This window comes from Mycobacterium sp. IDUB_24 (assembly GCF_055419385.1).
In genome coordinates, this window is sequence record NZ_JBVAXO010000005.1 from 107,578 (window position 1) to 127,578 (window position 20,001).

At 67.4% G+C, this 20,001-nt stretch carries 20 protein-coding genes and 1 pseudogene; 7 read left to right on the forward strand and 14 right to left on the reverse strand.

The window, feature by feature from the left end; all coding sequences use genetic code 11:
• Positions 1–161 precede the first annotated feature (161 nt).
• On the forward strand, positions 162–2,204 hold the full coding sequence (locus tag ACZYZF_RS18505) for a DNA polymerase III subunits gamma/tau (protein ID WP_463836445.1): 2,043 nt from the start codon (positions 162–164) through the stop codon (positions 2,202–2,204).
• Here ACZYZF_RS18505 and ACZYZF_RS18510 read toward each other — a convergent pair.
• Positions 2,201–3,514: a class I SAM-dependent methyltransferase gene (locus ACZYZF_RS18510; protein WP_463836446.1), complete on the reverse strand. Its 1,314-nt coding sequence runs from the start codon at positions 3,512–3,514 to the stop codon at positions 2,201–2,203. The genes ACZYZF_RS18505 and ACZYZF_RS18510 overlap by 4 nt on opposite strands.
• A gap of 13 nt (positions 3,515–3,527) precedes the next feature.
• The gene (locus tag ACZYZF_RS18515) at positions 3,528–4,919 is read right to left on the reverse strand and encodes an FAD-binding oxidoreductase (protein ID WP_463743806.1); all 1,392 of its coding nucleotides are present in this window, start codon (positions 4,917–4,919) and stop codon (positions 3,528–3,530) included.
• Between the two features lie 65 nt (positions 4,920–4,984).
• On the opposite strand from ACZYZF_RS18515, the gene ACZYZF_RS18520 reads away from it, so the two are divergent.
• On the forward strand, positions 4,985–5,425 hold the full coding sequence (locus tag ACZYZF_RS18520) for an SRPBCC family protein (RefSeq protein ID WP_463743807.1): 441 nt from the start codon (positions 4,985–4,987) through the stop codon (positions 5,423–5,425).
• 24 nt (positions 5,426–5,449) lie between these two features.
• Here ACZYZF_RS18520 and ACZYZF_RS18525 read toward each other — a convergent pair whose 3' ends face one another.
• Positions 5,450–6,238: an Rv3717 family N-acetylmuramoyl-L-alanine amidase gene (locus ACZYZF_RS18525; RefSeq protein WP_463743808.1), complete on the reverse strand. Its 789-nt coding sequence runs from the start codon at positions 6,236–6,238 to the stop codon at positions 5,450–5,452.
• A 114-nt stretch (positions 6,239–6,352) separates the two neighbouring features.
• On the opposite strand from ACZYZF_RS18525, the gene ACZYZF_RS18530 reads away from it, so the two are divergent.
• The 3 genes from ACZYZF_RS18530 to ACZYZF_RS18540 all read left to right on the forward strand — a co-directional run bounded on the left by ACZYZF_RS18530 (position 6,353) and on the right by ACZYZF_RS18540 (position 8,144).
• A complete protein-coding gene (locus ACZYZF_RS18530) occupies positions 6,353–6,685 on the forward strand; it encodes a YbaB/EbfC family nucleoid-associated protein (protein WP_463743809.1) in 333 nt (110 codons plus the stop codon).
• A complete protein-coding gene (gene recR / locus ACZYZF_RS18535) occupies positions 6,686–7,297 on the forward strand; it encodes a recombination mediator RecR (RefSeq protein WP_463743810.1) in 612 nt (203 codons plus the stop codon).
• 139 nt (positions 7,298–7,436) lie between these two features.
• A complete protein-coding gene (locus tag ACZYZF_RS18540; RefSeq protein ID WP_463743811.1) occupies positions 7,437–8,144 on the forward strand; it encodes an MBL fold metallo-hydrolase in 708 nt (235 codons plus the stop codon).
• Here the strand turns inward: ACZYZF_RS18540 and ACZYZF_RS18545 are convergent.
• Positions 8,141–8,875, reverse strand: a complete 735-nt coding sequence (locus tag ACZYZF_RS18545; RefSeq protein ID WP_463743812.1) for a type 1 glutamine amidotransferase — start codon at positions 8,873–8,875, stop codon at positions 8,141–8,143. The two genes, ACZYZF_RS18540 and ACZYZF_RS18545, sit on opposite strands and share 4 nt — an antisense overlap.
• On the reverse strand, positions 8,872–10,092 hold the full coding sequence (locus ACZYZF_RS18550) for a MurT ligase domain-containing protein (RefSeq protein ID WP_463836447.1): 1,221 nt from the start codon (positions 10,090–10,092) through the stop codon (positions 8,872–8,874). Before ACZYZF_RS18550 ends, ACZYZF_RS18545 begins: the two co-directional genes overlap by 4 nt.
• A 73-nt stretch (positions 10,093–10,165) precedes the next feature.
• Between ACZYZF_RS18550 and ACZYZF_RS18555 the strand changes: the two genes are divergently transcribed.
• Positions 10,166–11,155, forward strand: a complete 990-nt coding sequence (locus tag ACZYZF_RS18555) for a DEDDh family exonuclease (RefSeq protein ID WP_463836448.1) — start codon at positions 10,166–10,168, stop codon at positions 11,153–11,155.
• Positions 11,156–11,168: 13 nt separating this feature from the next.
• Here the strand turns inward: ACZYZF_RS18555 and ACZYZF_RS18560 are convergent, their stop codons facing one another.
• Entirely contained in the window at positions 11,169–11,555 is a 387-nt protein-coding gene (locus ACZYZF_RS18560; RefSeq protein WP_463743815.1) for an SHOCT domain-containing protein, read from the reverse strand.
• Between the two features lie 137 nt (positions 11,556–11,692).
• The gene (gene leuA, locus ACZYZF_RS18565) at positions 11,693–13,531 is read right to left on the reverse strand and encodes a 2-isopropylmalate synthase (RefSeq protein WP_463836449.1); all 1,839 of its coding nucleotides are present in this window, start codon (positions 13,529–13,531) and stop codon (positions 11,693–11,695) included.
• Between the two features lie 322 nt (positions 13,532–13,853).
• Here leuA and ACZYZF_RS18570 point away from each other — a divergent pair, with 322 nt between their 5' ends.
• Positions 13,854–14,069 carry a hypothetical protein gene (locus ACZYZF_RS18570; protein WP_463743817.1) on the forward strand — a complete coding sequence of 72 codons (216 nt, stop codon included), beginning with the start codon at positions 13,854–13,856 and terminating at the stop codon, positions 14,067–14,069.
• A gap of 14 nt (positions 14,070–14,083) precedes the next feature.
• Here ACZYZF_RS18570 and ACZYZF_RS18575 read toward each other — a convergent pair.
• The 7 genes and pseudogenes from ACZYZF_RS18575 to ACZYZF_RS18605 all read right to left on the reverse strand — a co-directional run.
• Positions 14,084–14,173: pseudogene (locus ACZYZF_RS18575) on the reverse strand (helix-turn-helix domain-containing protein); the annotation flags it as partial.
• 3 nt (positions 14,174–14,176) lie between these two features.
• On the reverse strand, positions 14,177–15,238 hold the full coding sequence (locus tag ACZYZF_RS18580; RefSeq protein ID WP_463836450.1) for a lytic transglycosylase domain-containing protein: 1,062 nt from the start codon (positions 15,236–15,238) through the stop codon (positions 14,177–14,179).
• 59 nt (positions 15,239–15,297) lie between these two features.
• The gene (locus ACZYZF_RS18585; protein ID WP_463743818.1) at positions 15,298–15,942 is read right to left on the reverse strand and encodes a helix-turn-helix domain-containing protein; all 645 of its coding nucleotides are present in this window, start codon (positions 15,940–15,942) and stop codon (positions 15,298–15,300) included.
• A gap of 11 nt (positions 15,943–15,953) precedes the next feature.
• The gene (locus ACZYZF_RS18590; RefSeq protein WP_463836451.1) at positions 15,954–17,156 is read right to left on the reverse strand and encodes an NAD(P)/FAD-dependent oxidoreductase; all 1,203 of its coding nucleotides are present in this window, start codon (positions 17,154–17,156) and stop codon (positions 15,954–15,956) included.
• A complete protein-coding gene (locus ACZYZF_RS18595; protein ID WP_463836452.1) occupies positions 17,153–18,445 on the reverse strand; it encodes an FMN-binding glutamate synthase family protein in 1,293 nt (430 codons plus the stop codon). The genes ACZYZF_RS18590 and ACZYZF_RS18595 overlap by 4 nt, the downstream gene beginning before the upstream one ends.
• Positions 18,445–19,143: a protein glxC gene (locus tag ACZYZF_RS18600; RefSeq protein ID WP_463743821.1), complete on the reverse strand. Its 699-nt coding sequence runs from the start codon at positions 19,141–19,143 to the stop codon at positions 18,445–18,447. The genes ACZYZF_RS18595 and ACZYZF_RS18600 overlap by 1 nt, the downstream gene beginning before the upstream one ends.
• Positions 19,131–20,000, reverse strand: coding sequence for a class II glutamine amidotransferase domain-containing protein (locus tag ACZYZF_RS18605; RefSeq protein WP_463743822.1), 870 nt, complete (start codon positions 19,998–20,000; stop codon positions 19,131–19,133). Before ACZYZF_RS18605 ends, ACZYZF_RS18600 begins: the two co-directional genes overlap by 13 nt.
• Position 20,001 lies beyond the last annotated feature (1 nt).

Consider the following 20,001-nt stretch of genomic DNA (forward strand, 5'->3'; position numbering starts at 1 on the left):
GTGTGCCAGCGCCGGCGTCGCCACCTGTGGATGAATCGAACTCTGTGCAGAACTCTGCGTCGACATTGAACTGACGCTGAATTTGTGCGAGTAGCGGTGTGCGTGGTTTCAAAGTGAACGGGCACCCGCGCGGCGTCAGAGCCAGTCGGTAGCCTTCTCCCGTGGCTCTCTACCGCAAATACCGGCCGGCAAGCTTCGCGGAAGTCGTTGGCCAGGAACATGTCACCGAGCCGCTATCGACCGCGCTGACCGCCAACCGGATCAACCACGCGTATCTGTTCTCCGGGCCGCGCGGCTGCGGTAAGACGTCGTCAGCCCGTATCCTGGCCCGCTCGCTCAACTGTGAGCAGGGGCCCACGCCGACCCCGTGCGGAGTGTGCGATTCGTGCGTTGCGCTGGCGCCCAACGGCCCGGGCAATGTCGATGTGGTCGAACTGGACGCGGCCAGCCACGGCGGTGTCGACGACACCCGTGAACTGCGTGACCGCGCGTTCTACGCGCCGGCCCAGTCGCGGTACCGCATCTTCATCATCGACGAGGCGCACATGGTCACCACGGCCGGCTTCAACGCGCTGCTCAAGATCGTCGAGGAGCCACCCGACCACCTGATCTTCGTCTTCGCCACGACCGAGCCGGAGAAAGTGCTGCCGACCATCCGGTCACGCACCCATCACTACCCGTTCCGGCTGCTGGCTCCGCGCACCATGCGCCCGCTGCTGGAGCGCATCTGCGCCGAGGAGAACGTCGACGTAGACGACGCGGTATACCCGTTGGTCATCCGGGCCGGCGGCGGTTCGCCCCGCGACACCCTCTCGGTGCTCGATCAGCTGCTGGCAGGCTCCGAGCAGGGTGCCAACGGCAACCACATCACCTATCAGCGGGCGCTGGCCCTGCTCGGCGCCACCGACATGGCGCTCATCGACGCTGCAGTCGAGGCACTGGCCGCCGGGGACGCGGCCGCCCTGTTCGGTGCCGTGGAGGCCGTCATCGATGCCGGTCATGATCCGCGGCGGTTCGCCGTCGATCTGCTCGAGCGCTTCCGCGATCTGATCGTGCTGCAGGCTGTGCCCGACGCGGCCGCCCGTGGTGTTGTGGATGCACCGGCGGACGTGCTGGAACGGATGCGTGAGCAGGCCGCCCATGCCGGCGCGGCCACGCTGGCCCGCTATGCCGAGGTGGTGCACGCCGGCCTCGGCGAGATGCGTGGCGCGACCGCGCCACGGCTGCTGCTGGAAGTGGTGTGTGCCCGGCTGTTGCTGCCCTCGGCGCATGACACCGAATCGGCGCTGTTGCAGCGCATCGAACGTATCGAGACCCGGCTGGACATGTCGATCCCGGCCGGCGAGGCGTCGTCGTCATCGGCCGCTCGGTCTGTCGAGCCGGCCAAGACCTTCACCCGCCGCAGCCAAGCTGCTCCGGATGCCGCCCCCGCTGAGGCTCCTGCGCCTGCCCCTACATCGCCCCCGCCTGCTCCTGAACCAGAGGCTGCGCCGCAACCGGTGGCAGCCCCAGAACCGGTCTCTGCGCCCGAACCTGTTTCCGCACCTGAACCTGTCTCCGCGCCTCCGCCTCCGCCTCCGCCCCCGGCGCCGGAACCCGAGCCCACGCCGCCGTTGCCGCCCGAGCCCGACTTCGAGCCCGAGCCCGCCCCGGAACCTGAGCCTGAACCCCAGCCGGCGCAGGCACCGGTGGCCACCGGTGGTGAGCCCAACGCAGCAGCGGTGCGCTCGATGTGGACCACCGTGCGGGAGAAGGTGCGCGAGCGCAGCCGTACCACCGAGGTCATGCTGTCGGGTGCCATCGTGCGGGCGGTCGAGGACAAAACCCTTGTGCTGTCCCATGACTCGCCGCCGTTGGCCAAGCGGCTCACGGAGTCGCGCAATGCCGATGTGATCCGTGATGCGCTGAAGGATGCGCTCGGGGTGGACTGGCAGATCCGGTGCGAGGTGGGCACCGCGGAGGCGGCCCCGCCGCCCCCGCCGAAGGCTGCGAAGCCCCCGCCTCGGGTGCCGACCCGGCCGGGCCGAGTCATTCCCGAACCTGAACCGGTGCCGGATCCGGAACCGCCCTCGTCCCCCGAGGAGGAAGAAGAAGCGATGCTCGCCGAGGCTTCACAGAGCGAAGCCGGGCCGCGTCGTGACCCCGAAGAGGTCGCGCTCGAGCTGCTGCAGAACGAACTGGGCGCGCGGAAGATCGAGAGCTAAGGCGTCCACCACGGCCGCAGCGGCAGTCCGCCGTCGCTCCCGCGCTCGTCGAGTTTGACGGCCAGAACCTGGTGCAGCTGAACCACATTCGTCTCGAAGCCGAGCCGGGATCCGGCCATGTACAGGCCCCATACCTTGGCGGTGGGCAGCCCGACCTCGGCGACGGCCTCATCCCAGTGCTCGACGAGGTTGGCGCACCAGTCGCGCAGCGTCATGGCGTAGTGGTTACGCAGGTTCTCCTCGTGCATGACCTCAAGGCCCACGTCCTGCACCTCGGCGATGATCCGCCCGGAGCCGGTCAGCTCACCGTCCGGGAACACGTAGCGGTCGATAAAGCCTCCGGCAACTGCGTTCGACCGGTTGTCGTGGCGGGTGATGCAGTGGTTGAGCAAGAGCGCACCGGGGCGCATCTTCGACTTCAGGAAGCCGAAGTACGCCGGGTAGTTGTGCACACCGATGTGTTCGGTCAGGCCGATCGAGGACACCGCGTCGAACCCGGTCTCGGCGATGTCGCGGTAGTCGCCGTGGCGCACCTCGGCCAGGTCCTCGAGCCCCTCTCTGGCGATGGCTTCCTGTGCCCAGCGCGCCTGCTCCTTGGACAGCGTCACACCGAGGGCCCTGACGCCGTGGCGGGCCGCGTAGCGCACCATGCCACCCCAGCCGCAGCCGACATCGAGCAGCCGGTCGCCCGGCTCCAGCCGCAGCTTCTCCAACACCAGCCGGTACTTGTTGTCCTGTGCCTCTTCCAGGCCGGCATCCGCATCCGGGTAGCACGCGCAGGTGTAGGTCATCGACGGCCCGAGCACCCACTCGTAGAACGTGTTCGACACGTCGTAGTGGTGGTGGATCGCCTCGGCGTCACGGGTTTTGCTGTGCCGCAACCCCTCGACCACCCGCCGCCACCTGGGCAGCGCCTCCTGGGGAGGCGGAGCGATGGGCTTGAGGTGCTCGATGCCGATGGATCGCACAATGTTCGCCAGCACCATGGCCGACGGACGCTTGAACGCCATCTTCTCGGCCAGTGCGCACAGGAGCGGGTAAGGATCACCGGGGTGCACCCCGTACATTTCCAGGTCGCCGGAGATATAGGCGCGCGCCATACCCAGATCACCCGGGGCTGTGGCCAGGTACGTGGTGCCGCGTGGGGTCTTGAGGTCCAGGCCCAGCGTGGCATCGGCGGGGCCGGCCGAACTGCCATCGTAGGCAGTGAATTTCAGTGGCAGCCTGCCTGATGCGAAGATTTCCAGGATCTCGGCCAGACTCAGCTTGCCGTCGGTGGGGTGCGTCGAGTGCTCTTTGAAGGTGGTCATCGCTGTTCTCCATTCATCGGCGCAAAACGGCTTTCGAATACAGGTCAAACAGGCGTGAATCGGGGTCGTAGGATTTCTTGACCGTCTTGTAGGCCTCGCCGCCGTAGAGTTCGTCGAAATCCTCACGCGCATAATAGGAATCCGAATACAGGGACTTGTGACCTTCGAGCTCGCTGACCTTGGTCTCGATCAGCTTGTTGGTGTGGCCTTCGACCGGGCCGACCGGCACCGATGACCAGAATCCGACGTTGACGTATGTGTGGTGGGGCCGCAGCGGGTACAGCGGCCAGCCCGCACCCTTGCGGTCATCGTCGCGTAACCGCAGAGGGCACAGCCAGATCGGTTCGATCGGTACATTCCCCAAGAACCACGCCAGGAAACCTTCGCAGTTCTCGAGTGGCACCTCGATGTCCTGCACCACCCGCTCGCGGGGTGGGCGGCCGTGCCGTTTCTCGATCCGGTCGGCGATGTTGAACCGCTGGTCGTAGGCGATGAGCTTCCAGTAGAAGCTGCTGCGACGCAGCTTGCGCGGCCAGAATCGCCGGATCGTCGGGTTCTGCGCGCCGAATGCCCGTGAGCACCAGAACCAGTCGGTGTCCCACCGCCACAGATAGTCGTGGATGGTCAGCCGGTCGTGCTTTTCACCCTGCGCGTGTTGGATCGAGCGGTAGTAGATGTCCTGGCCGGTGTAGTCGCTGACCGGTCCCGGTGTCGTCGTCTTGAACCCGACGCACAGATAGCTTTCGTCGGCGCTGAACACGACGCCGTCGAGGTAATCGACCGGCTCGCCGTCGAGGCCGCCGGTCTCGATGATCCGATCCATCGCCGAGACAAGCTCGGTCAGCGAGTGAAAGCGCAGGTGGCGCAGTGCCACAAACGGTGTGACGGGCTCCAGCTCGATGCGTAGCCGGGTCGAATAGCCCAGCGTGCCATAGGAATTGGGGAAGGTTCGAAAGAGTTCGGAGTGCTTGTGGGGTGTTGCGGTGACTATTTCGCCTGCCCCGGTGAGGATGTCCATCTCGAGCACCGATTCGTGTGGCAGACCATTGCGGAACGACGTCGACTCGATGCCGAGCCCGGTGACCGCGCCCCCCAGCGTGATGGTCTTGAGTTGCGGCACCACGAGCGGGGCCAGTCCGTGCGGCAGCGTCGCGGCCACCAGATCCTCGTAGGTGCACATGCCGGCCACGTCGGCGGTGCGGGCTTCGGCGTCGACAGCGATCACATTGGTCAGACCCGTTACGTCCAAACCTTTGACATCGCTGCGATCGCGCGCACGGAAGAGGTTCGACGTGGGCTTGGCAAGCCGCACCGTCGAATTGGGCGGTATGGCGCGGTAGCTGTCCAACAGGCGCTGCACGCCCATGGCATGGACAGCTTGTGCGTCAGTCGCAACAACAGACACACATATACGCTAGTCGGAGGTTGCCGACGATGCGACCGCAGACACGAGTTGAAGGAGTTTCATTCATGGGACAGGTCAGTGCGGTCAGCACGGTTCTGATCAACGCCGAGCCGGCCGCTGTGTTCGCCGCGATCGCGGACTACCAGACCGTGCGCCCGAAGATCCTCTCCTCGCACTACCGCGACTTCCAGGTGCTCGAGGGTGGCCAGGGCGCGGGCACGGTGGCCAGCTGGAAGCTGCAGGCCACCGAGTCGCGGGTGCGTGACATCAAGGCCTCGGTGGACGTGGCAGGCCACACGGTGATCGAGAAGGACGCGAACTCCAGCCTGGTGACCAACTGGACTGTCGCCCCGGCGGGCAGCGGGTCCTCGGTCAACCTCAAAACCAGCTGGACCGGTGCCGGCGGGGTCAAGGGCTTCTTCGAGAAGACGTTCGCACCGCTGGGCCTGCGCAAGATCCAGGACGAGGTGCTGGCAAACCTGAAGAAGGAAGTGGAGGGCGCGTAGCGCCCGACCATCTGGTGCGGCGGGCTAGCGCGCCGGGGTTCCGGCCTGGGTTCCCAGATAGGCCACGACGCCCCGGGCGATGGCCTCGGCGTACTTCTGCTGGCCGTCCGGGGTCTTCATCAGACTGGAGTCGACCGGGTTCTTCATGTTGCCGCACTCGACGAGGATGGACGGGAACTGCGCCAGGTTCAGCCCGGCGATGTCCGAGCGGGCGTCGAGGCCACCCGACCCGATGTAGGTGGCGGGCGGGATACCCGACGCGGACAACTGATCGCGCATGGTCTTGGCGAACTGCACCGACGGTCCGGCCTGCACATTGTTCAGCGGCGGCGACGAGTAGAGCACGTGGAAGCCGCGACCGTTGGCCGGGCCGCCGTCGGCGTGGATGGAGACGATGGCGTTGGGTCGCAGCGCGTTGGCCATCGACGCGCGTTCGTCGACGCACGGTCCCAGCGCGTTGTCGTTGCCGCGCGACATCGCGGTGCGCACACCCATCTGGGTCAGGATGGCGCGGACCCGCAGGGTGGTGTCCCACGTGAAGGTGTGCTCGGGGAATCCGTCCTCGGTGGATGTGCCGCTGGCCTGGCAGTCCTTGGTACCGCCGCGGCCGGTCGGCACCTGGCGGCTGATCGACCCGTCGTTGGCGCCGTTGTGGCCGGGATCGAGGAAGACGATCATGCCGGCGACGTTCGAGGGGGCGGCGGTGGCGTGGGGGGCGTCGACGATCGCGGAGGCGGTCGCAGCGACAAGAACGCAGATGGCTGCTCGGCTTGCTCGGGCGGCGCCGACACGCACGCGGACTGGAACTCGCACGGGCGTCACGCTAGCCCGCACGCCGACTAGGCTGAAAGCTCAAATCGCCGCCGACAGGCGAGAGCAACCAAGTCGAGACCAAGACGCAATCAACACGGCAAGGGGATCCAGTCGATGCAACCCGGAGGCACGCCCGACATGTCGGCCCTGCTGGCGCAGGCGCAGCAGGTACAGCAGCAGCTCATGGAGGCGCAGGAGGCGCTCGCCAATTCCGAGGTGCACGGTCAGGCCGGTGGCGGATTGGTGCAGGTCACGGTCAAGGGCAGCGGTGAGGTGGTCGCGGTGGCCATCGATCCCAAGGTGATCGATCCGTCCGACCCGGAGACCCTGCAGGACCTCATCGTCGGCGCGCTCGCTGATGCCTCCAATCAGGTGAATACTCTGGCGCAGAGTCGGCTGGGACCGCTGGCCGGCGGTTTGGGCGGATTCGGACTTCCGGGACTGTGAGTGTTTGAGGGCCCGGTTCAGGATCTGATCGATGAGCTCGGCAAGTTGCCGGGGATCGGGCCCAAGAGCGCGCAGCGGATCGCTTTCCATCTGCTGAGCGTCGAGCCGCCTGACATCGACCGGCTGACCGCGGTGTTGGGCCGCGTCCGTGACGGTGTCACGTTCTGTGCGGTGTGCGGCAATGTCTCCGATGAGGAACGCTGTCGCATCTGTAAAGACCCGCGCCGGGACGCGTCACTGGTGTGCGTGGTCGAGGAGCCCAAGGACGTGCAGGCCGTCGAGCGCACCCGTGAATTCCGCGGTCGTTATCACGTGCTGGGCGGGGCGCTGGATCCGTTGTCCGGCATCGGGCCCGATCAATTACGCATCCGCGAACTGCTGAACCGGATCGGTGAACGCGTCGACGGCGTCGACGTGGCCGAGGTGATCATCGCGACCGATCCGAACACCGAGGGTGAGGCCACCGCCACCTATCTGGTGCGGATGCTGCGCGATATCCCTGGATTGAGCGTCACCCGCATCGCCTCGGGCCTGCCGATGGGCGGTGACCTGGAGTTCGCCGACGAGCTCACCCTGGGCCGGGCGCTGGCCGGCCGCCGCGCGATGGCCTGATTCGCGGCTCGCCGCGGTGGCTTGATTCGCGGCTCGCCGCGGTGGCTTGATTCGCGGCTGATCGCCTGCACGTTCGCCCTAGTGCGCTGTGAGCGAAGTGGGAACCTGTACTGGCCACGGCGCCACTAACGTCGGAGTCATGCCCGACCTACTCCAGATGGCGGATTCGCTCTATCGACTGCGCATCCCCGGCGGCCAGGCTCATCTACTCAACAGTTACCTGTGGACCGAGCCGGACGGGGTGACGTTGATCGACACCGGCTGGCCGGACAGTGCCGAGTTGATCGACGACGCGCTGACCGCATTGGGCCGGCGTCGCATTCACGTCAAGCGCATCGTGCTCACCCACTTCCACGAGGATCACTGCGGTGCGGCCGCCGAAATCGCCGGCTGGTCCGATGTCGAGGTCATCGCCGGCTCGGGCGACGCCGAGTTCGTACGCGGTGCGCCGGGTCCGGTGCCGGTGTTGACTGCGGGTGAGCGCACGCTTCGTCCCGACCTTGTCGAGCCGCCGAACGGGCCGCCGTGTTCGGTGGACCGCGTGGTCGGTGACGGCGATGTCCTCGAATTCGCCGACGGTGCCCGGGTCGTCGGCGTGCCCGGGCACACTCCGGGCAGTATCGCGCTGTATCTCCCCGCTGCCGACACCGTGCTCACCGGCGATGCGATAGCCGAGTTCCACGGACAGGTGATCCTCGGGGTGTTCAACACCGACCGGGCGGGCGCCTCACGTGCGGCGGGGATTCTCGCCGCCACGGGTGCGCAGCGCGCCGGGTTCGGGCACGGCGAGCCGATCCTCGCCGACGCCGCAGCGCGTATCGGCGCAGCTGTCGACGCTTTCGCCTAGGCCCGACGCGGGGCCGTCAACCGTTCGCGGCGCAGCAGATCCACCTCGGGCAGCTCCAGCGGCGGCAGTTCACCGACGACCTGAGCGAGCAGATGGTCGGCCAGTTCCGGATTGCGCGCCAGACACGGTCCGTGCAGGTAGGTGGCCATCACGCTGCCCTGCACGGCCCCGTCGTATCCGTCGCCCAAGCGGTTGCCCGCGCCTTTGGTGACTGCCGCCAGCGGCCTGGCATCGGGGCCCAGAACCGTTCCGCCACGGTGGTTTTCGAATCCCGTCAACGGCTGCGTCAGCCCATCCAGGAGAGGTCTGGAGGCTACCTCGCCGATGGTGCGGGTCTCCTGCGGTGACGTCGTGACATCGAGCAGCCCGACACCTTCGACCCGTTCACCGGCCGAGGTCTCGTACCAGTGGCCGAGTACCTGGATGGCCGCGCAGATGGCCAGCACCGGTGCGCCCCGCGAAACCGCCTGTTGCAGACCGGGATACCGGATCAGGTGTTTGGTGGCCAGCCGCTGCGCGTAGTCCTCGGCCCCGCCGAGGGTGTAGAGGTCCAGGGAGTCGGGCACGGGATCGTCCAGCGTGATCTCCACGATCTCGGCGTCGATACCCCGCAGCCGCAGCCGTTGCCGCAGGACCACCGCGTTGCCGCTGTCGCCGTAGGTGCCCATCACGTCGGGCAGCACCAGCCCGATGCTGACCGTTGAACTGCTCCTCGCGTGCACACCCGTCATGAGATCCGCCGATTCAGTTGCAGGAATGCGGTGTAGTTGGCGATCACCTCGACGTGCCCGGGTGGGCAGGCGTCGATCGCGCCGACGGTGTCGTGCACCAGGGAGTGTTCGACGCCCGCGTACCCGAGCCGCACCGCGAGGTCGGTACCGCGCTCGCCGGCGGCCACCACTTGAGTGTCGTCAAAGTGCTCGAACCGAACATCCCACAACCACGACAGATCCTCCCCGTCTGGCACCTGCCCGTTGACCGAGATGACGACTCCGGCCGCCTGCTTGTCGACCATCGACAGCGCCTCCTGCCACCCGGCCGGGTTCTTGGCCAGCAGGATCCGGGCGGTGTGTGAGCCGATCTGCACTGTGCGGTACCGCCCGGCAACCTCGTCGACGCCGGAAACCGCAGCCACCGCGGCGGCCGGGTCCGCGCCGAGCGCCACGGCGGCCGCTACGGCCTGGGTGGCGTTGCCGCGGTTGACGGCGCCGGGCAGGGCCAGCGTCATCGGCAGCGCGAGGCCGTCGGGCCCGTGGATGTGGGTGTCGTCGAACCACCACTGCGGGCTGGGACGCTTGAAGTCGGTGCCCGTCGAGTGCCAGTCCCGCCCGTCACGCACGATGATCTCGCCGGACCGTGGGCAGCTCACCGAGTCACCCGACCAACTGCCGCCGGCGGCCACCCACACCACGTTCGGGCTGTCGTAGGCGGCCGAGGTCATCAGCACGTCGTCGCAGTTGGCCACGATCACCGCGTCGCGGTGGCGGGCCAGGCCGCCGCGCAGGGTGCGCTCGATGTGGTTGATCTCACCGACCCGGTCGAGCTGGTCGCGGGACAGATTCAGCAGAACGATGACCGACGGGTCCACGGCGTCAGACACATGTGGGACGTGCATCTCGTCGACTTCCAGGGCGGCCAGCTCGGCGTCGCGCGCCGAGGCCAGCGCCGCCACCAGCCCGGCGTCCATGTTGGCGCCCTCGGAGTTACTGGCCACCGGGCCGAGCGTGGCCAGGGCGGCCGCGGTCATGCGGGTGGTGGTCGACTTGCCGTTTGTGCCGGTCACGACCACGCTGCGGCGGCCCTGGCCGAGCTGGCTCAGGATCGAACGGTCCAGCGTGATGGCGACCAGTCCGCCGATCATCGCGCCCGCACCGCGGCCGGTAACCCGCGACGCCCAGCGTGCGGTTGCTCCGGCGGCCAGTGCGGCGCGCCCACGGATGGTCAGCATCCGGCGATTTTAGGGGCACGACACGCAAGCGTGCCGGGCGACTCTGTCGGGCCCGCGTGCCATCCTGGCGAATATGAGCAGCGCGTGGGGCAGGCCGGCGGAGGAGCCGGGAGCGGGCTGGGCGGTCGTCGACGTGGAGACCACAGGGTTTCGGCCCGGGCAGGCTCGCATCGTCAGCGTCGCCGCACTGGCGGTCGGGGATGACGGCAATGTCGAGCGCAGCGTCGCCTCCCTGCTGAACCCGGGTGTGGATCCGGGGCCCACCCATGTGCACGGGCTGACCGCCGAGATGCTGGAAGGCCAGCCGACCTTCGGCGACGTCGTCGGCGAGCTGAGCGACATCCTGCGCGGACGCACGATGGTCGCGCACAACGTGGGCTTCGACTACAGCTTCCTGGCCGCCGAGGCCGAACTGGTCGGGGCGGAGCTGCCCATCGACAGCGTGATGTGCACTGTGGAACTGGCCCGTCGGCTGGCTCTGGGTACCGAAAATCTGCGGCTGGAGACGTTGGCGGCGCACTGGAGCGTGAGCCAGATGCGGCCGCACGATGCGCTCGATGACGCGTTGGTGCTGGCACAGATCCTGAAGCCGACGCTGGCCAGGGCCCGCGACCGCAAGGTCTGGCTGCCGCTGCGCGAAGTGAGCCGACGCCGTTGGCCCAACGGCCACGTCACCCACGAAGAATTGCGGCCGTTGAAGATGCTGGCCTCGCGGCTGCCGTGCGAGTACGCCAACCCCGGCGTCTTGGTGCCGGGGCGGCCGCTGGTGCAGGGCATGCGGGTGGCGCTGTCGGCGGAGGTGGTGCGCACCCACGAGGAGCTCGTCGAGCGCATCCTGCACGCCGGGCTGTCCTACACCGACCTGGTGGACCAGCAGACCTCACTCGTGATCTGCAATGAGACCGCACCGAGTCAGGGCAAGGGTTACCAGGCCGCCGAGTTGGGGGTGCCGCTAGTCGACGACGAGACGTTCATGGGTCTGCTGACCCACATCGTCGGTGGCGCCGATATCGAGGAGTTCTGCGACACCCCCGCAGAAAGCGATCAGTACACGCTTTTCTGACTCAGCTCGGCTTTCAGCCCAGCGCCTTCGCCTTCAGCCCGTCGAACTCTGCCTGCGTGATCGTGCCGGCGTCCAGCAGAGCCTTGGCGTCGGCGATCTCCTGAGCCGGGGACCGGCCTGCGGCCTGCTTGATGTAGTCGTCCGTCTCCTTCTTGGCCGCCAGCGCTGCCGCCTGGGCGCGTTCGGACATGCCCTTGCCCCGGGCGATCAGGTACACCAGCGCGGTGAGCCACGGAATCAGGATCAGGAAGATCACCCACACGGCCTTGACCCAGCCGGAGGTCTTGTGATCGCGCCAGAACAGGTCCGTGAGGATTTGGAACAGGACCAGCAAATAGGCGATCCAGGCGAAGATGATCAGGAAATGCCACAGGAAATCCCAAGTCGAACCCCAGTCCATAACCGCTCCTTGACGTTGTCGTTCGCGTAGTCATCTACGCGAACGTCAGCTAACCACGCGCGGATGGCCCATGCCGGGCGACTCGGCGCGCGATTCGGTGGTGAGAGGTGGTGAGAGGTGGTGAGGGGTTGTGGGAGTCAGCCCTGCGCCGCGCGGTTCACCGCGGACACCACGGCCCGCAGCGATGCCGTGGTGATCGAGGTTGCGATGCCGACGCCCCAGACGGTCTTGCCACCGATCGACGCCTCGACGTAGGCCGCGGCCTGGGCTTCTTCACCCGAAGACATGGCGTGCTCGGAGTAGTCCAGGACGTTGATGTCGTAGCCGATCGCCCCCAGGGCATCGACGAACGCCGCCAACGGGCCGTTGCCCGCACCGATGATCTCGCGCTCGACACCGTCGATCTTCACGATCGCGGTGATGGTGTCGGTGCCACCGTCGACCTCGGAGGCGACCACCTTCTGGCGGATGCGCTCCAACGGGGTGATCGGGGCCAGGTACTCCTCGGAGAACACGTCCCAGATCGCCTTGGGCGACACTTCGCCACCCTCCCCGCCGGCCCCTTCGGCGAGCTGCTGGACTGCGCGGCTGAACTCGATCTGCAGCCGGCGTGGCAGCACCAGCCCGTGGTCGGCCTTCATGATGTAGGTGACGCCGCCCTTGCCGGACTGCGAGTTCACCCGGATCACGGCCTCGTACGTGCGGCCGACGTCCTTGGGATCGATCGGCAGGTATGGGACCTGCCACAGGATTTCATCGACGTCCGAGTCCATGTCGTCCGCGTCGAACTTCATCTGGTCCAGGCCCTTGTTGATCGCGTCCTGGTGACTGCCGGAGAACGCGGTGTAGACCAGGTCACCGCCGTAGGGGTGACGTTCGTGCACGGGCAGCTGGTTGCAGTACTCGACGGTGCGACGGATTTCGTCGATGTTTGAGAAGTCGATCTGCGGATCGACACCGCGGCTGAACATGTTCAAGCCCAGGGTCACCAGGCAGACATTGCCGGTGCGCTCGCCGTTGCCGAACAGGCAGCCCTCGATCCGGTCGGCGCCGGCCTGGTAGCCCAATTCTGCTGCGGCAACACCGGTTCCGCGGTCGTTGTGCGGGTGCAGGCTCAGGATGATCGAGTCACGCGGGGTCAGGTGCCGGCTCATCCACTCGATCGAGTCGGCGTAGACGTTCGGGGTGGCCATCTCCACGGTGGCCGGCAGGTTGACGATCAGCGGCCACTCCGGAGTGGGCTTGACCACGTCGGCAACCGCGTTGCACACCTCGACGGCGTACTCCAGCTCGGTGCCCGTGTAGGACTCGGGGGAGTACTCGAAGCGCCAGCGGGTCTGCGGGTACTTCTCGGCCTCCTCGACGCACATCTGGGCGCCGTCGGTGGCGATCTGCTTGACGGCGTCGCGGTCGGCGCGGAACACCACGCGGCGCTGCAGGATCGACGTCGAGTTGTAGAAGTGCACGATGGCCTGCGGGGCTCCCGCGCACGCCTCGAACGTGCGCTCGATCAGCTCGGGCCGGCACTGCGTCAGCACCTGGATCGTCACGTCGGCCGGGATGGCGCCGTCTTCGATGATCTCGCGGACGAAGTCGTAGTCGGTCTGGCTGGCCGAGGGGAACCCGACCTCGATCTCCTTGTAACCCATCCGGACCAGCAGGTCGAACATGCGGCGCTTGCGCGCCGGGCTCATGGGATCGATCAGCGCCTGGTTTCCGTCGCGCAGGTCGACCGCACACCACATGGGGGCCTTGTCGATGACGCGGTCCGGCCAGGTGCGGTCGAACGGAACGCCGGTGCCGAAGGCCGGGCTACCGCCGGGGACCTCCTCGGCGAAGCTGCGATAGCGGCTGACCGGCATGGACGAGGCGCGCTGGGTGTTCCAGACGGGCTGACCGGGGTTGGGTGCACCGGCCGGCGTATTGATCGCGCGAACCGAAGTGAAGGCATCTGCAGAGATGTCGGGGGTGGTCATGATGTTTGCTCCGGGAGTTTTGAGTGGGGGACTCGACCGGCGCATCGCAAAAACCCGCGACGGGAAGCCGGTCTGGTCAGACCCCGTCGCGGCGTCCGAGAAGGAGCACCCGCTGCACGCGGTCAACTGTACTCCGCGTCAAACCCAGGCCAAAACCCATGGCTGACGTGCACGTCCCCCGATTGGGGGAACGCAACTTCACCCACCGCACCGCCCGATCGACGGACAGACTCTGAGCCGTCCAAGCCGCACTCTTGTCTCAGTGGCCGAACAAGCCGCCAAGCCAATCGAAAAGCTAACTGAGACAGAAGGATTCACGATCATGACGAAGTTCACCAAGGCTCTGGCACTGCCCATCCTGTCCGCGGGCGTTTTCGGCGCCGTCGCGCTCGGCCTGGCCGGCACGGCCGTGGCTCAGACACCGCAGGGCTCGGGCAACCTCTACAGCCCGGACACCTACGCCACCCCGGCCCCCGGAATGAAGCCCGGCTGGCACAACCACCACGGCCCGCAGCGGATCACCAGCATCTACGAGTAGACCGAAGCGTTGACTCACACCTGCGAATCGGGGAAGGCGATCACCGAAAGGAACCGGATCGGCAGTTCGATCAGGTCTACCGGTCCGTGAGCGCCTTCCCCGTCTTGTCAGCGCGCACCGCCGGAACGGCCGTTGCCGAACTTGACCTTGGGTGTGGCGGTGCCGGTGCTGTGCCGGGACCCGCTCGTGCTCGTGTTGGTGGAGCCCGTGCGCGTCACCGAAGATCCCGGCCGGGGTGTCGCTGAACCGGTGTCGCCGTGGTCGTCTCGACCCACGGTCTTGTCCGGCGTGGCGGTGGCGGTTTCAGCCGACCCGACGGCCGATGCGGGGCCGTCGACCGCGCGAACAGCGACGCTCGGCGGCCGCGGCGCGGTGAGCGGCGGCAGGTTCACCGGAGCCACACCGGTGGCGTAGGCCTGCGCCCAGCCCAGCACGTTGGCGACGTAGGCCATGGAATGGTTGTAGCGCAGCACCGCGGCGGTCAGGTGCGCCCGGTCGCGCAGGTCCGCACCGTCACTGCAGAGGTAGCGGGCCGCGGCCAGGGTGGCATCGAAGAGGTTGTGCGGATCGGCCCGACCGTCGCGGTCGCCGTCGGCGCCGTGCAGCAGCCACGTGGTCGGCAGGAACTGCATGGGCCCCTGCGCGCGAGCGTAGGTCGTGCCGCCGCCAAAGCTGCCGGCGACGATGATCTCGTTGCCGGGCAGTGAGCCGTCGAGGGCGGGGCCATAGATGGGACTGACAGGGTTACCGCGTTCGTCGGCGGCGCCGCCGAACGCATGCGTGGACTCGATGTACCCGATCCCGGCGAGCAGGTTCCAGGTCACACCGCAGTCGGGTTGGCTCTGCGCCATCATGGCGTCTGCGTTCTGGTAGGCCGCCAGTGCGATCGCGGGGATGTGCACCGCACCCGGTGCCTGAACCTCCGGGGGTGGCGGTGGCCCCGTCGTAGCCGGCGCCGCGGTAGGTGGACGCGCCGTTGGCGCCGCCGCCCAGGGTTGGCCGGCGAGGTCGGGCAACGGCAGGACCGCGGCCGCCGGCCGTACCCGGTTCTCCTGGACCAGGCTGACCAGACTGGGCGCGACGGCGACCGCGCTGGTCAACGCCATCCGAACGATCACGGCGAGGCAGGTAGACGCGTCGCGGACCGCTCGACGGGCACGGTGGCGCATAGCCACCACAGTGACATTCGCGCCGCTGCCTGCCAACTCCCGACGTACCGGGTGTCGGCTCACACCTGCGAATCGGGGAAGGCGATCACCGACAGGAACCGGATCGGCAGTTCGATCAGGTCAACCGGTCCGTGAGCGCCTTCCCCGTCAATCTGTAGCGAGTCGCCCGGCTGCAGCCGATACACCGAGCGGCTGTGGCTGTAGTCCATGACGCCTTCGAGCATGTAGAGGAACTCGGTACCGGGATGCTGGAAGAGCGGGTAGGTCTGGCTCTTCTCGGTCAGCGTGACGTGCAGGCATTCCAGGCGTTTGTGCTCACCGCGCAAAGAGCTGAGCAGTTGATATTCGTGGCCCTGTTTGGTGCCGTTGCGCACGATCTCCGGGCCGGTGCCCGCCTTGACGAATGCCGCCGGCCGTTCGACGTCGGCCCCACGGAACAGGCTGGTCACCGGGACGTCGAGACCTTTGGCCAGCAGTGCCAGGGTGGACAGGCTGCACGAGGTCTGGGCGTTCTCGATCTTGGACAGCATCGCCTTGGAGATGCCCACCCGGGCGGCCATGTCGGCGACGGTGAGCCCGTGCTGCTGCCGCAGCTGACGCACATTGCGTCCGATCGCCGCCTCGAATTCCAGTTCCTCGACGGGCGCGTGCGGATCCCGCTCGCGGGCCGTGCCGGCATTGCGGAGCAGGGGCAGGTCGCTCACGGCACTCCTGTCTAGCGCATCTCCCCGGCACCGACGTACGGATACCGGCTCTTGAGCAAATTGTCCTCCGCGAACCGGGTCAGCCGGAAATCCGTCTCAGGTATCCGCGGGTCGGAGCTGCGGCCCTCGGTCACCAGGTCGGCGACGAGCCTGCCGACGGCGGGCGCGATCTTGAAGCCGTGCCCGCTGAATCCGGCCGCCACGATCAGGCCGTCGATACCGGTCGCGGAGATGACCGGGTTCCAGTCCGGGGTGACGTCGTAGCAGCCCGCGTAGCTGCCGGTGATCGCCGCGTCGGGGAAGCCGGGAAACCGGGTACCGACCTTGTCGACGGTCAGATCGATGAACCCGTCGGTCGCCCGGTTCAGATAGTCGTCGGGGTCGGCGGGCTCGCAGTGCGCCAGATCGCTGTTGCCGAACAGGATCTCCCCGCCCAATTCGGGGCGGACGTACTGCAGTGACACCAGGTCGGAGAACACCGGGACCGCTCCGATCGGCACTCCGGGTTTGATCGTCACGATCTGCTCCCGAACCACGCGGATCGGTACGTCGACGCCGTAGCGGGTCAGGAACGGCCGGGTCCATGCGCCGGTGGCCACGACGACGGTGCCTGCCGAAACCTTTGTGCCGTCGGCCAGTGTGACGCCGGTGACCCGGTCGCCGTCGAGCAGCAGCCCGGTCACGTTGGTGCCCTGGCGGATTCGCACTCCAGCGGCCCTCGCCGACACCGCGAACGCCTGCGCGGTCTGGTAGGCGTCACCGTATCCGCCGCGAGCCTCCCAGCCGAAGGCGGCAAACGGTTCCAGATCGGCCCACGGCCAGAGCTCGGCCACCTCGGAGCGGTCGATCTCCTCGGTCTGCACCCCGACCTCGCGTTGGGCGGCCAGGCTCCTGCGCATCGCCTCGACATTTGGTTCACCGACGCCGACGACATAGCCGGTTTGCCGGAATCCGATGTCTTGTACCTGATCTGCCAAAAAATGTTGAGGGTTCTCGAACACCTCGAGGCCGACGGTGGCCATGGCGGCCAGCGAGCTGACCCCGTAGTGGCAGCGCACGATCCCGCTGGATTTCCCGGTCATCCCGGAGCCGACGGTATTGCGTTCCAGGACAGTCACCTCGGTGACGCCACGTCGACTCAACGCCCAGGCCGCGGCGGCCCCCTCCAGGCCGCCGCCGACGATGACGACGTCTGTGCTTTTCGGGTCGGTCATGAGCCTGGTATCCAGTTCGTGCCGGCCAGCGGAACCCGCGCCATCGCCGCAGCCTCGATGGTGATCGCCACCAGGTCCTCGGGCTCCAGGTGGCACACATGGGCCTTCCCACAGGCTCGGGCGATGGTCTGGGCTTCCATGGTCAGCACCCGTAGGTAATTGGCCAGCCGCCGGCCGCCCTCGACCGGATCGAACCGGGCCGACAGTTCCGGGTCCTGGGTGGTGATGCCGGCCGGATCGCGTCCGTCCTGGAAGTCATCGTAGAAACCGGCCGCGCTGCCGAGCTTTTCGTACTCGGCGGCGTAGCGGGGATGGTTGTCGCCCAGTGCGATCAGCGCGGCGGTGCCGATCGCCACGGCGTCGGCACCCAGTGCCAGTGCCTTGGCGACGTCGGCGCCGGAGCGGATGCCACCGCTGACGATGAGCTGGACTTTCCTATGCACGTCCAGTTCCTGCAGCGCCTGCACCGCCTGTGGGATCGCGGCCAGGGTCGGGATACCCACGTGCTCGATGAACACCTCCTGGGTGGCGGCCGTGCCGCCCTGCATTCCGTCGACCACCACCACGTCGGCCCCGGCGTGCACGGCCAACTTCACGTCGTAGTACGTGCGGGTGGCGCCCACCTTGACGTAGATGGGCTTCTCCCAGTCGGTGATCTCCCGTAGCTCGTTGATCTTGATGGTGAGGTCGTCGGGCCCGGTCCAGTCCGGATGACGGCACGCGCTGCGCTGGTCGATCCCTTCGGGCAGGGTCCGCATTTGCGCGACGCGAGGGGAGATCTTCTGCCCCAACAGCATTCCGCCGCCGCCGGGTTTGGCGCCTTGGCCGAGCACCACCTCGATGGCGTCGGCCTTGCGCAGATCGTCGGGATTCATCCCGTAACGCGAGGGCAGGTACTGGTACACCAGGTGCTTGCTCTGCCCGCGCTCTTCGGGTGTCATGCCGCCGTCGCCGGTGGTGGTCGAGGTGCCGGCCTCGCTGGCCCCGCGGCCCAGGGCCTCCTTGGCCGGCCCGGACAGCGCGCCGAAGCTCATGCCCGCGATGGTGACCGGAATGTCGAGGTGCAAAGGATGTTTGGCGTGCCGGTCACCGAGGATCACGTCGGTGCCACAGCGTTCCCGATAACCCTCCAAGGGGTAACGCGACATCGACGCGCCCAGGAACAGCAGATCATCCAAATGCGGCAGCCGACGCTTGGCTCCCCAGCCGCGGATGTCGTAGATGCCGGTCTCGGCGGCCCGTTGGATATCGGCGATCGTGGATCGATCGAAGGTGGCGGATTCGCGCATCAGTACTCGCTCGCATTGTCGACGTGGAAGTGGTAGAGGTTTCGGGCCGAGCCGTAGCGGGTGTAGGACGCGGTGTCGTCGTCACGGAATCCACTGGCCGCCAACAGCTCCGCCAGCTCGGCATGGTGTTCGGCACGCATCGGCTTGGCGATGCAGTCTGCACCCAGTGAAGCCACCTCGCCGCGCACGTAGATGCGGGCCTCGTAGATCGAATCGCCCAGCGCCTCGCCGGCGTCGCCGCGAACCACCAGCCGGCCGGCCTGCGCCATGAATGCGCTCATGTGGCCGATGTTGCCGCCTACCACGATGTCCACGCCCTTCATCGAGATTCCGCAGCGGGCAGCCGCGTCGCCCTCGATGACCAGCAGCCCGCCGTGCGCGGTGGCGCCCGCGGACTGCGAGGCGTTCCCGGTGACGCGGACCGTGCCGCTCATCATGTTCTCGGCGACCCCGGTCCCGGCGTTGCCGTTGATGGTCACCTCGGCGAGTTGGTTCATCCCGGCGGCGTAGTAGCCGACGTGGCCCTCGACAGTCACCCGCACAGGGGCGTCGAGGCCGACGGCCACGTTGTGCGCGCCGTCGGGATGGGCGATGACGTACTCGCCGTCGACGCCCGGCCGGTGCAGCGCCGCATTGACCTCACGTAAAGGCGTTGTGCGTAAATCGAACCCAACTAAAGTGGCTGTTACCTGGTCCATGCGTAGACCACCTCCGGTTCCGGTTCCCAAATGCGTGCCTGCTCGACCCCTGGTAGCCCGGCCAGGGCCCGGTACTCACTGGCCATCGCCACCCAGTCGGCGGTTTCGGCGATCACGGCGGGCTTGCAGGCGATGGCGTCACGCACCACTGCGAACGAGTCGTGATCGGAGACCAGCAGGGTGTAGAAGCCGTCAAAGGTGGCGCACAGTTCCTTGAGCGCGGTGGCCACATCGCGGCCGGCGGCCAGCTGTTCGGCCACGAACCGGGCGCCCACCTCCGTGTCGTTCTCGCTGTCGAACGCCACCCCGGCCCGGCGCAGCTCGCGGCGGATGGTGGCGTGGTTGGCGAAAGATCCGTTGTGTACCAAGCACTGTCCCGGGCCAACGGTGTACGGATGGCAGCCCGACGGCGTCACCGCAGACTCGGTCGCCATCCGGGTATGGCCGACGCCCTGCCAGCCCTGCGCTTTCGACAGGCCCCAGGCGTCGGTGAGCGAGCGGGGATGACCGACTCCTTTGAGCACCGCCAGGTCGGCGCCGAACCCGGAGATCAGAGCGGTCGGGTACGCGGCCCGGACGAGGACGAGTAGTTCCTCGGAATCCATATCGGCCGACAGCAGATAGGTCGAATCAACCTGCACCACATCCACATCCGGACCCAGGTCGGGTGGTTCCGGGACATCTGTGACCGAAACGCAGCCCTGTCCGTACGGCGACCACTCCGGGTCTCCGTAGACCGCGATACCCGCTGAATCGGCACCGCGGTCGGACATCTCGCCCAGCATGGCGGCCAGCAGTTCGCCGAGGCGCGGATACAACTCTGGGCTACGCAGATGCAGCCCGACGATTCCACACACA

Coding starts and splice junctions, on each gene's coding strand:
- ACZYZF_RS18510 (WP_463836446.1), bottom strand. CDS start 3,514: ATGACCACCTTCAAAGAGCACTCGACGCACCCCACCGACGGCAAGCTG.
- ACZYZF_RS18520 (WP_463743807.1), top strand. CDS start 4,985: ATGGGACAGGTCAGTGCGGTCAGCACGGTTCTGATCAACGCCGAGCCG.
- ACZYZF_RS18530 (WP_463743809.1), top strand. CDS start 6,353: ATGCAACCCGGAGGCACGCCCGACATGTCGGCCCTGCTGGCGCAGGCG.
- ACZYZF_RS18540 (WP_463743811.1), top strand. CDS start 7,437: ATGCCCGACCTACTCCAGATGGCGGATTCGCTCTATCGACTGCGCATC.
- ACZYZF_RS18545 (WP_463743812.1), bottom strand. CDS start 8,875: ATGACGGGTGTGCACGCGAGGAGCAGTTCAACGGTCAGCATCGGGCTG.
- ACZYZF_RS18550 (WP_463836447.1), bottom strand. CDS start 10,092: ATGCTGACCATCCGTGGGCGCGCCGCACTGGCCGCCGGAGCAACCGCA.
- ACZYZF_RS18555 (WP_463836448.1), top strand. CDS start 10,166: ATGAGCAGCGCGTGGGGCAGGCCGGCGGAGGAGCCGGGAGCGGGCTGG.
- ACZYZF_RS18560 (WP_463743815.1), bottom strand. CDS start 11,555: ATGGACTGGGGTTCGACTTGGGATTTCCTGTGGCATTTCCTGATCATC.
- leuA (WP_463836449.1), bottom strand. CDS start 13,531: ATGACCACCCCCGACATCTCTGCAGATGCCTTCACTTCGGTTCGCGCG.
- ACZYZF_RS18570 (WP_463743817.1), top strand. CDS start 13,854: ATGACGAAGTTCACCAAGGCTCTGGCACTGCCCATCCTGTCCGCGGGC.
- ACZYZF_RS18580 (WP_463836450.1), bottom strand. CDS start 15,238: ATGCGCCACCGTGCCCGTCGAGCGGTCCGCGACGCGTCTACCTGCCTC.
- ACZYZF_RS18590 (WP_463836451.1), bottom strand. CDS start 17,156: ATGACCGACCCGAAAAGCACAGACGTCGTCATCGTCGGCGGCGGCCTG.
- ACZYZF_RS18595 (WP_463836452.1), bottom strand. CDS start 18,445: ATGCGCGAATCCGCCACCTTCGATCGATCCACGATCGCCGATATCCAA.
- ACZYZF_RS18600 (WP_463743821.1), bottom strand. CDS start 19,143: ATGGACCAGGTAACAGCCACTTTAGTTGGGTTCGATTTACGCACAACG.